Genomic DNA, 16,235 nt, shown 5'->3' with positions numbered 1-16,235 from the left:
CAATTCTGGGAAAACTAGCGGTGGAGACTGAGTACAGGCGCTTTGAGCGTATCTAGCGGCGCATGATCTACCCAGTCCATGATGTTGAAATCCTGCTTGAGAAAACCATACTCAAACAGGAAATCCTTGAGCACTTCCAGGCCTTTGATGGCGTGTGGCGACAGTTCCAGCCGCAACTGCTGGTGTACGGACTGGCCATACACGCGCTGCACCCAGGGCTCTGCCCAGCCGGTCTCCCTGGCGATCAGCTGCAGGGTCTGTTGCGGGTGTTTTTTGGCCCAGTCGCCGGCGTTGACCACGCGCCGCAAAAAGCGGCTGACGATGTGCGGATGGTGTTCTATGGTGTCGGCATTGACGGTCAGCGGCCTGGGGGTGCAATTACTGATCCTGACCCAGCTGTCCGGGTGAAAACCCAGGTCGAACAGCACCTGTGCGCCCAGCAGATGCGTCACTTCGGCGCCGCGCACATCTTTGACATAAATGGCATCGACCTGGTGTTTGACCAGCGCATACAGTTCATTGACATAGCTATGCCTGCCCTGGCCCCAGTCCGGCCCGCCAGTCGCAGGATTCGCTTCTATAGGCGTATCGGGCAGATCGACCAGCTCGACGTCTTTCAGGCTCAGGCCTACGGTGGCTAGCGCCACCACGAATGCACGCAAGGCCGAAGCGCGGTGATGGTCTATGCTGACATCATGTTTGGGGATGCCTATGCGGCAACCCTTCAGATCCCTGATGTTACGCAGCCTGGAAGCAGGCAGGCTGATGATGGACTGGTACTCGTCTGTCCAGGTCAGGCCGATGACACGTGTCTGCTGTCCGCTGGCCCTGGCCCAGATGGCCGGCACACTGCCACCCTGCCGGAATGAGTGCGGCAGGTGGTGGTCGAAATGTGACTGGAAATCGGCCGGGCTGGCAGATTCACGTAGAGACTGGATGGTGATGCCATCCGGCGCAAACTCGTTCTCTATCCAGCCGCTCTGTACCGCCAGGCTCAAAGGCGTGGGTACCGCGCAACGGGTATACCAGAGCGTATCCGGCTGTTTATGTGTGCTAGGGTCAGACATGGTTGATTGTGTGTAGCTTTGCTATTCTTATTGTGTGCTGCTGGCCTGCAAGGCCACGGATTAACGGGCTCGGCAGGCTGCGGATCAACGCGTATTACGCCAGTTGAACAGGCTGTTACCAGCCAGTTTGATCAACAGCGACATCAGGTAGCCGAGTATGCCTATGACAAAGGTGACAATGATCAGGATATCCATGCGGGACGCTTCCTGTGCATTCATCATCAGGTTGCCCAGGCCGGCACCGGCGGTGAACAGCAGCTCGCTACCTATGGTGGATAACCAGGCAAAAGCCAGCGCCAGCGAAAAACCGGTGAAGATCTGCGGCAATGAGGCCGGCAATATGATCTTGCGGTACACCTGCCACGGGCTCAGTTTGTAGATGTGGCCGACTTCTTTGTACTTGCCATCGACCTGCAACATGCCTTCAAAGGTGGATAACACCACCGGGTAAAAAGCCGACAGGCTGACGACGATGAGTTTTGAAGTATCGCCATTGCCGAACCACAGCGCGAATAAGGGCACCAGCCCTAGCAGCGGCACCTGGCGGATAGCGTGATAGACCGGGGTGATCAGGATATTGGCGATGCGTGACACCGCCACCAGTGAGCCTATGATAAAACCGGCACTGGCGCCTATCAGCAGACCGGTGAGCGCACGTGCCACACTGGCATTGACGTTAATCATCAGCTCGCCACTCTGCCATAGCTGGCTGACGCCGGCCGCGATCTCGCTCAGCGAGGCAAACGCATAAGCATGGTTGGCATCCAGCCGTGACATCCAGTCCCAGGCCAGTACGATCAGCAGCGGCAATACCCAGCCGCGCCAGTCAGGGATCCATTTAGTCGATAGAAAATTCATGATCTTGTTTACGCTCTCACATTGTGCTGCCAGGGGATCAGGCGTAATTCGCCCCATTTAAACAACTTGTCTATGCTGAAACCGACCAGCCCGGTGATCACCACGCCGACCATGACCACATCGAGCCGGAACATTTCGCGCCCCAGTTGCATCATCTGGCCTATGCCACTGTCGGCAGCCAGCAATTCAGCGGCCACCAGTATGGTCCACGAGCGCGAGAATGCGATCCGCAGGCCGGTGAACACCGGCGGCGTGATGGCGGGAATGATCAGCTTGCGGTACAAAGTGGTTTTCGGCAGCTGGTAGATACTGGCCACTTCAAAATAACTTTTAGACACACCTTTGGTCGCCTCATAGGCGGCCAGGGCCACTGTTAATGAAGCCGCCTTGAACACGATGATGACCTTGAAGATCTCATCCACACCCAGTAGCAGGATCAGGATAGGGATCAGCGCAATGGTAGGCACCTGGCGCAAGCCCTGGAACAACGGCAAGGCATAGGCTTCTACCCGCGGCGAGATCGCCATCCAGATACCAAACAGCACACCCACCACCGCACCCAGGCTAAAACCTATCAGCAAGCGATTAAAGCTGGCTTGCAGATGCAGCCACAATTCGCCGTTATCACTCAACTCGCCCAGCGTGGCAAACACCTGCTGTGGCGTGACCAGGATATCCTCAGAATAGTGGCCCGCGTTTGACACCCACCACCAGATGGCAAGCACCAGTAGCGGCGAGATCAAAAAAGGTAATACAGACTTCCAATTGCGCGTCATCACACTAAAACCTCAAGTCCTATCGATAGCCATTGTGTTAAATCACTCGGCCTGGGTCAGCACAGCCACGCGTGAGATGCCCGCGCGTTCAATGGCAGCCATGACCTTGGCGACTTTGCCGTAGTTCACGGCTTCGTCCGAGCTCAGGTGCAGGGTCACATCCGGGTTACTGTCGTGGATACGCTTGAGCTCAGGCTCTATGTTTTCCAGCGGATATTCCTGCTTGTCAATGAACAGCTTGCCCGCGGCATCTACAGACACGGTCACCGGCTTTTTCTGCTCAGTGGTCTTGGTGGCTGAGGTCTTGGGCAGATTGACCTGGATAGAGTTGGTCATCAACGGTGCCGTCACAATAAAGGCCACCAGCAACACCAGCATGACATCGACCAGTGGCGTGACGTTGATCTCACTCAATACATCATCATCAGCATTTGTAGAAATAGCCATTATGCAGTTGCTCCCTTGAGGTTACGCACTACAGAAGCAGAGGCGGATGCTGAAGAAACGAATTCACCAGGCTTGCTCGCATCTGCAGGTTTTTTGAAAGTCACGCGGCGTGAAACCTTGATCAGGTCTTCGGCAAAATCATCCAGGTTGTTGCTGCTGGTTTTCAAACGGCGCAGGAAGAAGTTATAAGCCAGCACTGCAGGCACCGCCACTGCGATACCGATGGCAGTCGCGACCAGTGCTTCACCGATAGGGCCGGCCACTACTTCCAGGCTGGCAGTACCCAGTTTACTGATGTCTGTCAGTGCGTGCATAATGCCCCATACCGTACCCAGCAGGCCGACGAACGGTGCGGTACTACCGATACTGGCTAACACCACCAGGCCGGCTTCACGCAACACACGTTCTTTCTGGATCTGCTGGCGCAATGCACGCTCCAGCACTTCCTGGCGGTCACCGCTATGACGCAGGTCATCGGCAGATTCCACATCCAGGTCTTTCAGGGTTTCAAAACCCACTTGTGCCACGCGGTATGCCGGGCCGTTGTGGCCTTCGAGAGTGGCGGCTTCCTGCAGGCTTTTGGCGCCCCAGAAAGCAGCTCTGAATTTAACGTTCTGTTTGCGGATCAGCCAGACCTGGAATGATTTGGCCAGGATAATGGTCCAGGTGACGCCGGATGCGATCAGCAACGTGATCAGTACGCCAAGCACCACTGGAGATGCACTTTGATAAGTTTCTAAACTAAACATGGTCTTTCCTTCTCTTTCAAATTAAAAAATCACTGCAGCTTGAATTCAACCGGGAATATCGCCCAACCTTCAACCGGCGTATTCCCTCGTTTTGCCGGGGTGAACGCCCAGCGTTTCGCTGCAGTAACCGCAGCATCATCCAGCAAACTATGCCCACTGGACTTCTTGACTTTTACTTCACCTGGTTTGCCATTCGGCAACACTTTTACTCTTAAGACCACGGTACCTTCAGCCCCCTGGTCGGCAGCGAATTCAGGGTATTCTGGCGCCGGGTTATTTAAATGCCCTACGCCGCCTTTAGCCTCGACCAGCGGTTCTTCTTTCACCACTGGTGCCGGCGGTGGTGGCTCTGGTGCCGGTGGCGCTGCCACTACCGGAGCAGTGCTCTTAGGCGCTTCGGTGTTCTCCTGGATGACGATGTCATCGGCGCTGATATTCTGTGATGCCGGAGCGGTCCGCAATGCTGGCGGTGGCTTGGCCGCTTGCGGCGGTGGCTCTACGCGCTTGACTGGCGGTGGCGGCGGTTTTGGCGGCTCTATCACCGGCGGCGGCATGACCTCTGGTTTTACAAACTCAACAATGACTTCTTTCTTTTTTGGCTTGACGATACTGGGCTCGTTCAGCGCGCTCAGAAAACCGGCGATACCCAACACATGCACCACCACCACTGCGACGATCAGCGTGGCCAGCTTTTTACGCGGGATCACATGCTCTACCGCGTTAAGGCTGGCTACCAGTCGTTTGGATAACTTATTAAAATCCTCCCCGTTTGCGATCAGCTGTTTTCTGCTGCGACCTTTATCAGTCAGGGTATCCCAGATCGTGGAATGCTCGGCAGGCGATTTCAGTGCCGTTGTTGACATACAAACTCCTAATAACTCTAACTAATCTCGATGAAATCACTCAGCACATCGTCCTTGATCTGCTGAAATTTCGCTGAAGCCCTATGCCGGGGTCTGGGCAAGTCGACTTCGACGATACGTTTGATACGGCCGGGGTTGGCTTCCATCACCACTACCCGGTCACCCAGAAACACAGCTTCTTCCACATCATGGGTCACCAGGATAGAAGTGGTTTCTTCAGATTCCCACAGGCGTTGCAGCTCTTGCTGCATCTTCAGCCTGGTCAATGCGTCCAGTGCGCCAAACGGCTCATCCAGCAGCAACAGCCTGGGTTTCAGTACCAGTGCGCGGGCGATCGCCACACGCTGCGACATGCCACCCGAGATCTGGTGTGGGTAGGCATCGGCAAAGCCGCTCAAACCGACCAGTTCTATCTGGTGAGCCACGCGCGCCTTGATTTCTGCCTGGCTGAGACCGGATGACTCCAGTGCCAGCGCCACGTTCTGCTGCACAGTCAACCACGGGAACAAACGGTGTTCCTGGAACACCAGCCCGCGGTCCAGCGAGGTCGCTGCCACATGCTCACCCAGCCAGACTATGCTGCCGTCATAACTGGTATCCAGCCCGGCGATCAGGCGCAGCAAAGTCGATTTGCCGCAACCGCTGCTGCCGACGATGGAGATGAACTCGCCTTTGGCGACCTGCAGCGAGAAATCCGACAACACCTGCAGTGACTTGCCGTTGAGCTGGAAAGTCTTGGAAACACCTTCTATTGCCAGCACTGCAGCCTCACTTGCCAGGGACAAACGTTTGGAGCTACCTGATGAACCACTTATTGGTTGCGCAGCTGGTGCTGAAGCGGGATCAAGATCGTTGACACTCTCTTGGTCTATGTAATTTAAAGCGGCTTTGGTCCTACCCATGTTTATTCCTGTACAAAATAACTAGGTATCTATAGGCAAACCGTGTGCCAAGTTTGAAAATATTATTTTTATGTTTAGAAACAGTAAGTTATGAATAACCGGTGAGTTTATGCCTGGCAAGGATGTTGGCTATGAGTCATCTGGATATGAACTGTTGCTGGCATAGCAACAGACAAAAAAAACAGATGGCGGGAAACCATCTGTCTAGGGAGTGATTGCCAGCAGGCAATAAAATGTTATTGTTTTGCAGCAATCTGGGATGGCGCCCAGAAAGTTTCTAAATTGAGTTCTTTCAATGCTTTATCGACAAAAGTGGAGTTCAGCAACTGGTTGATATCGATATCCTTGCGGATCAGGCCTGACTCGCGCGCATAAGACGCAGCACGTTTGTAGTGCTCTACCAGTGCCTGGTCATACAGCGGTGACCAGCGGTCACGCCAGCTGACCACGTCATCTTCATAATCACGCCTGACCACACTCTCCGGTTGCACCAGGCTGGCATAGTCTTTCAGGTAGGTTTCCTTGTGTGCTTCCTGCGCGGCCCAGTGGTTGGCTTTGATAAATGAAGTCACTATCGCCTGTGTCAGTTCCGGGTATTGCTGCACGAAGTCGTTACGCGCCCACAAACCACCCATCAGCTTCCAGTCCGGCGGTGCGGTCTTGGTTGACCAGATGATCTTGCCTACTCCTTTATCCACCAGGTTATAAGCATCATTCAGGGCATAGAAAGCATCGACAGAACCACTCGCCAGTGCGGCAGCACCGACCTGCGGATTGACGTTGACGATCTTGAAATCGGTCAGCTTGAAACCGTTTTTCTGCACCAGGTTGGCAAATGCGATCTCCCATGGGCGGCCTCTGTGCAGGGCGATGCGCTTGCCCTTGAGGTCGGCGATGGTCTTGGCGCTGGAGTTGGTTGGCACCACTAAATATGAGTTACCGCTGCGGCCCCAGGGCGCGACCAGTTGTACGCGTGGTTTGGAACCATTGAGTATGATAGGCGGCAGATCGCCATAAGCTGCAAAATCTATGGTTTTATTGGCAAACGCTTCGTTGATGATAGGGCCGACCATGGCGTGGGCGGCCGGCACCCACTCGACTTTGACACCGCGTTTGGCCAGCTCTGCATCCAGCCCGGTATCAGTCACCAGCTCGGTGCTGCCCAGGTAACGGGTTTTGCCATTGAGGTTGTAGGCGACCGTGGCGATACGCACTACCTTGGGTTCATTGGCCGCGGGCTTGGCTTCAGCGCTGCTGGCTTCCGGTACATTGATAAAAGGCACCAGCACGGCGGCGGTAAAGACTAGTTTTAAAAATTTGATCACACTTACTCCTGTTACTTGCTGCCATCAACCGAAGTGGCTGACGACTTTGAAAACATCACGACTGCTTGTGCTGTAAAGCCTAGGCCACCGCTGCATATTTGTGCAGCAATTGCTCGGCTTCACGCAACGGCCTGTCATCCACCCAGCTATCCAGGTCAAAGTCCTGGTCGAGCAGACCATGCACCAGCATGAAATTCTTTTGCTGCCTGAACAGCTCTATGCGTTCAGCGGAGAGGTCAGGTGCCAGCTGCAGGTGAAAGTCTTCACCATAAGCAGTTGCCACACCCTCTTCGCCGGAACGGGTCTCGGACTCAAGGATATCGCGCACACCTTTAAGATTGCTTTTCGCCCAGTCCGCAGCACGCAGGGTCTGGTAGAGAAATCTCACCACCAAATCAAAGTGGTTATCCAGCAGGTGCTGGTGCACAGTGATAGGCCGGGGTGTGCCGTTGTTGACGCGGGTAGAGAGTTCCGGAAAGCTATCCAGGTCTATACCAACCACCGCACCGACACGTCTGGCGGCATCGACGGCCGAGGCACCTTTTACGTAGACGGCGTCGACCTCGCCTGCCACCAGGGCATCGAGACCGGCCCACAACTCACCCAGGCCGTTACGGTTACCGCGACCCGAAGCGACTTCAACCAGCTTCACATCATCCAGCGTCAGCCCGGCGATCTTCAGCGCGCCTTTATAGCCTTGCAGGCTCATGCCGCGCGCAATACTGCTGCCACGCACATGGCTAGGGATAGGGTGATCTATGAATTGCGGCAATGCCAGGCGCAGACCTTTTAAATGCTGCGGCTCGGTGATGCCACTGTCCGGACGCACCAGTATGGCTTGCCACTCATCTATCCAGGTCAGGCCTATCAGCTTGGTAGGCGCGCCCTGCGCTCTGGCCGCCAGCGCCAGCAGGTTGCCACCTTCACGGATCAGGCTGTTGAGCTCATGATCGTAATGATGTCTGGATAACTCCCGGGGCGCTTCTTGCAGCGTGTTGATCTGGATATGGTCACGGGCGAACTCTTCAGTCAGCCAGCCCAGCTTGTAGGCCAGGCCCGTAGCCGTAGGCACCGGGCAGCGGGTGAACCAGATCTGATCTATAGATTGCGAGGCTGTAGTTTGCGAGCTTATAGGCTGTGAAACGGGATTTTGCTGAATGGTCACGTTGGTTTCTCCGGCGATGACAAGGGTTTACAGATCAGAAGGACGCAGCAGGCCTTCTGCCTGGGCCTGGTCATACAGTTTGGCCATTTTCCATTGTTGCTTGAGCACGCCCGGGCCGTAATCACGCGAACCACCCAGTGACTCTGCCAGTGTCTGCAACTTAGCGCCCTCTTCCAGCAACAAAGTGAACTCGGCCAGTTTGCGCAAACCTTGCTTGCCCCAGACGGTGGAACCGCCGTTGGCTTCCAGGATGGCTGTGTTATGTGGATTGATCGCGATCTGGTCGAGGATGAAATCCACTTCCTGCTGACGGCGGTCTATATAGATAGGCAATTCTTTGATCAGGTTAGAGCGTTGTACCGGCACATAGCGGATAGGCAAAGTACGGTGAGTCTGCGCCCATGCACCCAGGTATACCGAGTGTATGTGCGAAATAGTGGTGACTTCAGGGTGTGCCTGGAACAGTTTCAGATAACGGTTCACCGCTGCGCCATTGCCTTTGCCGGAATAGACCACGCCATCAAAACCCGCCACCAATGCTTCGATCGGCTGGTGCTTGTTGAACGGGCCCGGATCATTGACGATGATGAGCTTTTCCTGGCCTGGCACTCTGTGCACAAAACCTACCGTACCATTGGCGGTGATGGTGTCTGTTTCTCTGAATACTTCAAAAGCCAGTTTGGCTTCAGCCACTGTCTCGGCGATATAAAGATCTAAATCGATTTCTGTGTTGATGGTCGCAACCGTCATGTTTTACCCTTTCTTATTTGGTCTGGAGATTCCTCGCAACACTATTTGCAAGTTGCATGCCATTTTGAGAAATAAAGGATTAATGATTAATAATCAGAATGTTAGCTAGATAATTAGCGCTGGCGGGTACGAAAAACCTGTGTTGCAAATGCAACAAGTGTTTAAAGCGACACAGTGAATTGTTGAATTATGAGGGGTGTTAAAGCTAGTTCAACATATAACCAGTTACTATATAAATATAATTTATAGAACTTTGACTTCTTAATGATAAATACATTATATTGACACGCCTGTTAAGTGAGGAAGTCAATTATGAGCGCACAACGCTGGGATATCCGTGATTCGTACACCGAACGAGCCGATCACGTGATCACTCATCCTAACCCATCCGCTGTCAGTTTATCTGTACGTGCCAGCGCATTGGTCTTCAGCGACCCCAAATCGCAAAACCTGCTTTCCCTGATCGAACGGATAGCCACCAGCAATGCCACGGCATTGATCATAGGCGAGACCGGCACCGGGAAAGAACTGATCGCGCGCCATATACATTCGCTCAGCAATAGAAAAAACGGTCCTTTCCAGGCCATCAATTGCGGCGCGTTCTCTGAAACACTGGTAGAGAGCGAGCTGTTTGGTTACGAAAAAGGCGCTTTTACCGGCGCCAATATGTCCAAGATAGGCTGGTTTGAAACCGCCAATGGCGGCACCCTGTTCCTGGACGAGATAGGCGACCTGCCACAATCGACCCAGGTCAAATTACTGCGCGTGCTGCAAGAGCGTGAAGTCGTGCGTGTAGGCTCCAGAAAGCCTATCCCTATAGACGTCAGGCTGATCGCGGCGACCAACGTCAACCTCGAAGAAGCGGTGAAAGCCGGCCGTTTCCGCGAAGACCTGTATTACCGTATCAAAGTGGTGCCGGTGGAACTGCTGCCATTGCGCGAACGCAGGGGCGATATCCTGCCGCTGGTCGAGCACTTTCTCAATGTTTACCGCAGCAAGCTGAATACTTCCGAGCATAAGCTTTCGCCGGAAACCATCTCGTTGCTGATGGAATATCCATGGCCAGGCAATATCCGCGAGCTGGAGAATGTGATCCACCGGGCGGTATTGGTCAGCACCACCGATACCCTGTCGCCTAAAGACCTCAATCTGCCCAAGATCAGCTTTAACGCCTCGCACGTCATTACGGATGAACATTATTCTGTGGCGTCGACGCCAGCTTCAGGCAAGATCAGCTACGAGCAGCAGAGCTCGCTGTACAAGCTGGAAAGCGTGCTGGAAGAACTGTTTGAACAAGGCGCGGATAACCTGTATGAGCTGATCAACGGCACTACCGTGAGCAAGGCGTTTGAGCACAGCAAGAACAACCAGGTACATACCGCCAAGTTGCTGGGTATCAGCAGGAATATCCTGCGCGCCAGGTTAAAAGAACTCAACCTGATCGCCTAAAGGCCTGCCACTGTGACCTGTGGCTTGCCTGGCGACAGCTTTTAGCTGAACCCAGCTAGCCGATAGCAGGCATGCTTGAATCTATACAGCGGTAGAAAATAATTTAATGATGTCAGCATTCAGGCCTTGTTTGATTTTTAGATAGTCTGCCCAGGGGTCGGCTTGCAGATGTTTTAATCTATCGCCGATATTTTTAATATTGAATGAATCAGCCTGAATGCGATCGCCGATTTCATCCCAATGCAAAGGCGTAGCCACCGGCGCGCCTTTCCTGGCCCGAGTTGAATAGGGAACGATAGCCGTAGCCCCATCCGCATTTCTAAGATAGTCGATGAAAATCCTGCCTGCTCTTTTTTTCTTGGAGATACTGGCGGTAAACCGGTCTGGAATATGTTTTTCCAGATATTGTGCGATCCCCTGAGTAAACGGTTTGACCACATCCCAGGGGTAAGACGCGGTGATCGGCACTTCTACATGCAGCCCTTTGCCACCGGTCGTTTTAACGAAACTCTGTAACCCTATCTCTTGCAGCAAACCTTTAAGCAAAACAGCCGCTTCAGTCACTTTGTCCCAAGCGACGTCAGGTGCCGGGTCAAGATCAAATATCAGCCTGTCTGCCAACGCTGATATCGGATATTGCGACCCCCAGGTATGTAACTCTAAAACGCCTAATTGCACTAGCTCAATGATGGCTGACAAGTCATTGGCGATAAAATATTCGCTCTTGTTAGTTTCTGCATCAAGCTTGATGGGCTTTAAATGGCTGTGCTTGCCGATCGCCACATGCTTTTGAAAGAAGCACTCATGATCGTAGCCATCCGGGCAACGCACGATAGAAAGTGGCCGGTCTTGTAGATAGGGCAATATCCATTGCTCCATGTTCACATAATGCCGGGCGATATCCAGCTTGGTGTAGCCATGGTCTATAAACAGTATTTTGGCTGGATTGCTGATTTTCACACCGGCTAGTTCGGCTCTACGATTCGTAGAGCTAGGCAGCGTCGAAACAACGGGTTGAAATTCATCATCAGGCACTTGTGATACTTCCCTGAAGATGTTTTTTGCTGGTTTATCACTTCGTAAACTGACGAAACTTGAATGGCGTATCAACCCATCTTCAGTCCACTGCGCAAACTTTACTTCTGCCACTAATTTAGGTTTAAGCCAATGTACGCCAACAGCATCGCGGCCTGTGGGAGGATTTAAAAAACTGGTTTTTGACACCGTTAATGCTGGAAAATGATCTGCCACTTGCTTCAAGCTGTCCTGATTGAAGCCAGTACCTACGCGGCCGGCATAGATCAACTTTCCTGCTGCATCATAAGTACCTAGCAACAGCGCGCCAAACTTTTCACGGCTGCCGGCAGGGTCTGTATAACCAGCGACCACGAATTCCTGGCGCATTCCGCATTTAACCTTTAGCCAATCATGCGTGCGTGCCTGTACATAGGGCGCTTGAGCGTTTTTGACGACTATCCCTTCCTGCCCTTGCAGACAGGCTTGTTTGAAAACCTCATGTGCTGGCCCGCTAGCATGATGGCTGTATTTGATTGCGCTAGTTTCAGGCTGGCTGGCTAAAAGCGTTTGCAGCAGCTCTTTACGCTTTATCAGCGGCATGTCAGTAAGATCATAGCCATTGAGATACATCAGATCGAAAACCAGATAAACAAGCTTGGCGTCCTGGCCTTGCTTCATGGCATTCTGGAGTAGTTGAAAACTGATATTGCCATCGTCATCAATGGCCGCGACTTCGCCGTCTAACCAGGCAGAGTTTACTGGCAATTCAGAAAGCGCTTCTGCCAGCCTGGGCCATTTGTCTGTCCAGTTGTGGCCATTACGCGTGAGCATTTTAACTGCACCCTCATCGATACGGCTCAAGGCCCGGTAGCCGTCGTATTTAAGCTCTGATAACCATTGCTCACCTGCCGGAGCACGCGCTGCCAATGTCGCTAATTGTGGTTTGAAAGTATCGGGGATAGGCGTTGAGGTTTGAGTGATTGCCAGCTCGTTCTCAGTATCCGTTTTCGCTGTTGGCTGTTCCAGATCAGGTAAACCATTCACTGACTCAGATGAAGATTCAGTGATTTTTGCGTCTTTGCCCTTACGAGATTCTGCGTCTTTTTCTTTGATCAATAACCAATTGTTTTTGCTTTCCGCAGCACTGGCGCCTTTCATGCGTACCAATGCCCATTTGCCATGTAGTTTATGGCCATGGAGTTGGAATTTCAAAGATCCGCTTTTAAGACCCTGCTCAGCATCACCTATGGCTTCCCATGTCCCTTTATCCCACAAAATGACATGGCCTGCGCCATACTGCCCTTTGGGTATGGACCCTTCAAAACTGCCATAGGCCAATGGGTGGTCCTCAACTTCGACCGCCAGCCTTTTGTCATCAGGATCCAAACTCGGCCCCTTGGGCACGGCCCAGCTCTTTAGCGTGCCGCCGATTTCGAGCCTGAAGTCATAGTGAAGATTGCGCGCATGATGCTTTTGAATGTAAAACCTTAGCTGCGCACCAGCGTTTTCAAGCTGCCCTCTGGGCTCCTGGGTGATAGTGAAATCTCGCTTTGCCCAATACTTCTGCAAACTCATCTCGCGCTCCTGCTAGGCAGACTGCTTGTCAGCTGTTTTGCTAGGTTTGTCTGATCTAGGTTTGGCTGATTTAGACTTGCCACTTTTGTCGCCCAGGCTGTTTTTAAGCAGTTGCAGCAGATCCACTACATTGCTTGGTTTTGCATCTTTAGTTTTAACAGCATCGCTGTCGGGTTCAGTGAGGAAATGCGTTTGCTTGGCCTTGACCTTCTTCTGCACCAACTTAAGAATATCCTGACGATAGGTGTCCTGATATTGCTCTGGGTTCCAGCTCTCTGTCATATCCTTCACCAGCGATAAGGCCATCTCCACTTCTTTGGCCGAGACTAAAGACTGTTTGCCTGATTTTGGTAAAGGGATCTCGGGTAACTCGCGGATCTCTTCCTGATAACGCAGCAGGTTCAACACGATCACCTCTTGCAGCGGCATCAAGGCAGCCAGATGTTGCTTGGTGCGGATCACAACCTGACCCAGAGCGAGTTTTCCAGAGCGCTCCAAAGTCTGACGCAGCAGTGCGTAAACCTTTTCACCGCCTTTAGACGGAACCAGGTAATAAGGTTGTTCAAAGAAAATAACGGGGATGTCACTCGCTTCTACGAAGGACAGAATATCTATGGTCTGAGTACTTTCCGGGTTAGCCTTACGCAGATCAGCATCTGTCAAAACAACGTATTCATCTTTTTCAATAGCATAGCCTTTGACGATATCTTCCTGGGTGACTTCTTTACCTGTGGATTTGTTGTATTTTTTATAGCCTACCGGCGCAAAATCACGCTTATCCAACAAGTCCAGGTCTATACCCGAAGAAGTACTTGCTGAATGTAATTCCACAGGCACATGCACTAAACCAAAGCTAATGGCACCTTTCCAGATCGGGCGTGACATATGAAGACTTTCGATGATGATCGCGAGCATACATCATCGATTTTTTGCAGTACTGCATATAGCGTGGTTGCGCTGAAATCGTTGTAGGAAAAATCCTAAGATTTACTAGCAGATCCTTGTCGGCTCAAATCACAGCCATCTCAAATCACAGCCTGATCGGCATGTTGACTATCAGCTTGTCCAGTGTGACAGGATAATCACGCACTCTTACCCCGGTAGCATTGTAAATGGCATTTGAGATCGCCGCTGCCACCCCGCAAATACCGAGCTCACCTACCCCTTTCGCCTTCATAGGCGATGAGATGGGATCTGTTTCTTCAATAAAAATCACTTCCTGGTGAGGAATATCGGCATGGACCGGGATCTCATAACCGGCAAGGTCATGATTAACGAAATAGCCATAGCGTTTATCGACTTCCAGGGATTCCATCAAGGCAGCACCCACGCCCATTGTCATTGCGCCTATGACCTGGCTACGTGCCGTTTTTGGATTAAGGATGCGCCCGGCTGCACAGACGGCAAGCATGCGCCGTATGCGCGTTTCGCCGGTGTACGCATCCACCGCTACCTCTACGAAATGCGCGCCAAAGGTTGACTGTTTGTACTTTTTATCAAGACCGGCAAATTCAATCATATCTTCTGCGGCGATACCCTGGTGACCGGCCAATTCAGCCAGTGTGAAACTCTGTGATTGATGGCTGATTTTCTCATTAGCAAATACCGCATCGTCAATCGGGAAGTTTGCTTTTTGCGCAATGGCTTCCCTCAACTTGACGCAAGCAGCGTATACGCCGGAAGTAGAGCTGTTACCGCCCCACTGACCACCTGAGCCAGCCGAAACCGGAAAAGTGGAATCACCCAGTCTGACGTTGATCTTGGACATAGGGATACCCATCATTTCCGCAGCGGTCTGGGCAATGATGGTGTAGCTACCGGTGCCTATATCTGTCATGTCGGTTTCAACCGTCAGATTGCCACGTTTATCCAGACGTACGCGTGCAGCTGATTTAGTCACTACGTTATCCCGATAAGCGGTGGCCATGCCTAAGCCTATCAACCAGCGGCCGTCACGCAGCTCGCCAGGCTTGGCTTTTCGCTTGTTCCATTCAAACTTTTTTGCGCCGACCTGAAAGCATTTGACCAACTGCCGCAAGGAGAATGGCGGATTGGCGTCAGGCTGATCTTTCTCATCCGCTTTGGTGGCTTTTTTATCGGCGGACGGTTTAGTGGCATCAGGCACGATCTGCGTGTCATTCTTGATGCGGAACTCTATCGGGTCCATGCCTAGTTTTTCTGCCATTTCATCCATGGCGATTTCCAGCGCAGCCAGGCCGGAAGCCTCGTTTGGTGCCCGCATGGCATTCGCCTCGGGTAAGTCCAGTATGGATACGCGGTTAGCTGTCATGCGGTTTGCGCCTGCATACAGCGAGCGCGTCTGCTGCGAGCCGGCCTCAGACCTACCCTCAGGCAAATTGCCCGACCAGCTTTCATGGCCTATAGCGGTGATCAATCCATCCGCTTGAGCGCCTATGCGTATGCGCTGGATGGTGGCAGAACGATGCGTGGTATTGTTGGGGATCAAAGCGCGCTGCAAGGACACCTTGACCGGCCGTTGCGCTGCCCTGGCTGCCAGTGCAGCCATCAAGGCATCGGTGCGTAAAAACAATTTGGCGCCGAACCCGCCACCAATATAAGGAGAGATGACGCGTACTTTTTCTTTGTTGATGCCTAGCGTCTTGGCTATACTATCCGCGGCCCAGTCTATCATCTGGTTAGAAGTCCATAGCGTCAGATGACCCCCATCCCAGGCTGCAATGGTGGCATGCGGTTCCATCATGGCATGCGATTCATGAGCAGTGGAATATGTCGCATCCAGCTTTAAAGCTGCTGCAGTGTACGCCGTCTCGAAATCGCCTACGGCACTTTCGCCCGGGCCACCCGAATCCCCCTTGGCGACACCCTTGTGCTTTTCTGCCTGCAGATCAAAGTAACCTTTGGCACGCTCATATTTCACCTGGATCAGGTGGGCGGCTGCCCGCGCCTGTTCAAAGGTTTCTGCCACCACAATCGCGATCGCCTGGTGATAATGCTGTATTTCTGGCCCGCCTAACAAATGCGCAGTATTCAACTTGCCTTTGCCGAGCTTGCCTGCGTTCTGGTAAGTCACGATGCTGATCACACCAGGATAAGCCTTGGCGGCAGCAAGGTTGATAGATGTGATGCGGCCTTTTGCGATCGCAGAGCCGAGAATATAGCCATAAGCCTGGTTAGAGACTACGTCATATCTATCATAGGCATAAGGGGCTGTGCCTGTGGTTTTGAGCGGTCCATCAATGCGGGATATGGGCTGACCCACGACCTTCATCTGATCGATAGGGTTGTTCTTGGCAGGGGTATCGAATTTCAT

At 52.7% G+C, this 16,235-nt stretch carries 14 protein-coding genes; 1 reads left to right on the top strand and 13 read right to left on the bottom strand.

Annotated elements, in window-relative coordinates:
• Window positions 1-14: 14 nt before the first annotated feature.
• The 10 genes from ACFQ1Z_RS02685 to ACFQ1Z_RS02640 all read right to left on the bottom strand — a co-directional run bounded on the left by ACFQ1Z_RS02685 (window position 15) and on the right by ACFQ1Z_RS02640 (window position 8,902).
• A complete protein-coding gene (locus ACFQ1Z_RS02685; protein ID WP_379055383.1) occupies window positions 15-1,067 on the bottom strand; it encodes an ABC transporter substrate-binding protein in 1,053 nt (350 codons plus the stop codon).
• Window positions 1,068-1,151: 84 nt separating this feature from the next.
• Window positions 1,152-1,925: an ABC transporter permease gene (locus tag ACFQ1Z_RS02680; protein ID WP_379055381.1), complete on the bottom strand. Its 774-nt coding sequence runs from the start codon at window positions 1,923-1,925 to the stop codon at window positions 1,152-1,154.
• Between the two features lie 8 nt (window positions 1,926-1,933).
• Window positions 1,934-2,701 (bottom strand): ABC transporter permease, encoded by a 768-nt coding sequence (locus tag ACFQ1Z_RS02675; protein WP_379055379.1) that lies wholly within the window; start codon window positions 2,699-2,701, stop codon window positions 1,934-1,936.
• 42 nt (window positions 2,702-2,743) lie between these two features.
• Window positions 2,744-3,148: an ExbD/TolR family protein gene (locus tag ACFQ1Z_RS02670; RefSeq protein WP_379055377.1), complete on the bottom strand. Its 405-nt coding sequence runs from the start codon at window positions 3,146-3,148 to the stop codon at window positions 2,744-2,746.
• On the bottom strand, window positions 3,148-3,897 hold the full coding sequence (locus ACFQ1Z_RS02665) for a MotA/TolQ/ExbB proton channel family protein (RefSeq protein ID WP_379055375.1): 750 nt from the start codon (window positions 3,895-3,897) through the stop codon (window positions 3,148-3,150). The genes ACFQ1Z_RS02670 and ACFQ1Z_RS02665 overlap by 1 nt, the downstream gene beginning before the upstream one ends.
• A 29-nt stretch (window positions 3,898-3,926) precedes the next feature.
• The gene (locus tag ACFQ1Z_RS02660) at window positions 3,927-4,760 is read right to left on the bottom strand and encodes an energy transducer TonB (RefSeq protein ID WP_379055373.1); all 834 of its coding nucleotides are present in this window, start codon (window positions 4,758-4,760) and stop codon (window positions 3,927-3,929) included.
• Window positions 4,761-4,777: 17 nt separating this feature from the next.
• The gene (locus ACFQ1Z_RS02655) at window positions 4,778-5,662 is read right to left on the bottom strand and encodes an ABC transporter ATP-binding protein (protein WP_379055371.1); all 885 of its coding nucleotides are present in this window, start codon (window positions 5,660-5,662) and stop codon (window positions 4,778-4,780) included.
• A gap of 236 nt (window positions 5,663-5,898) precedes the next feature.
• On the bottom strand, window positions 5,899-6,987 hold the full coding sequence (locus tag ACFQ1Z_RS02650; protein WP_379055369.1) for an ABC transporter substrate-binding protein: 1,089 nt from the start codon (window positions 6,985-6,987) through the stop codon (window positions 5,899-5,901).
• A 79-nt stretch (window positions 6,988-7,066) separates the two neighbouring features.
• Window positions 7,067-8,152, bottom strand: a complete 1,086-nt coding sequence (locus ACFQ1Z_RS02645; protein ID WP_379055367.1) for an ABC transporter substrate-binding protein — start codon at window positions 8,150-8,152, stop codon at window positions 7,067-7,069.
• Window positions 8,153-8,179: 27 nt separating this feature from the next.
• A complete protein-coding gene (locus tag ACFQ1Z_RS02640; protein ID WP_379055365.1) occupies window positions 8,180-8,902 on the bottom strand; it encodes a class II aldolase/adducin family protein in 723 nt (240 codons plus the stop codon).
• Window positions 8,903-9,214: 312 nt separating this feature from the next.
• Between ACFQ1Z_RS02640 and ACFQ1Z_RS02635 the strand changes: the two genes are divergently transcribed.
• Entirely contained in the window at window positions 9,215-10,351 is a 1,137-nt protein-coding gene (locus ACFQ1Z_RS02635; RefSeq protein ID WP_379055363.1) for a sigma-54 interaction domain-containing protein, read from the top strand.
• 81 nt (window positions 10,352-10,432) lie between these two features.
• Here ACFQ1Z_RS02635 and ligD read toward each other — a convergent pair whose 3' ends face one another.
• The 3 genes from ligD to paoC form a co-directional block, all read right to left on the bottom strand.
• Window positions 10,433-12,943 (bottom strand): DNA ligase D, encoded by a 2,511-nt coding sequence (gene ligD / locus ACFQ1Z_RS02630; RefSeq protein ID WP_379055361.1) that lies wholly within the window; start codon window positions 12,941-12,943, stop codon window positions 10,433-10,435.
• 12 nt (window positions 12,944-12,955) lie between these two features.
• Window positions 12,956-13,828: a non-homologous end joining protein Ku gene (gene ku / locus ACFQ1Z_RS02625; RefSeq protein WP_379055359.1), complete on the bottom strand. Its 873-nt coding sequence runs from the start codon at window positions 13,826-13,828 to the stop codon at window positions 12,956-12,958.
• Between the two features lie 145 nt (window positions 13,829-13,973).
• Window positions 13,974-16,235: an aldehyde oxidoreductase molybdenum-binding subunit PaoC gene (paoC, locus tag ACFQ1Z_RS02620; RefSeq protein WP_379055357.1), complete on the bottom strand. Its 2,262-nt coding sequence runs from the start codon at window positions 16,233-16,235 to the stop codon at window positions 13,974-13,976.

This window comes from Methylophilus luteus (assembly GCF_042676265.1).
Classification (GTDB): Bacteria; Pseudomonadota; Gammaproteobacteria; order Burkholderiales; family Methylophilaceae; genus Methylophilus; species Methylophilus luteus.
The sequence above is the reverse complement of the archived record's forward strand: the minus strand, read 5'-3'. Positions and strand labels throughout refer to the sequence as shown.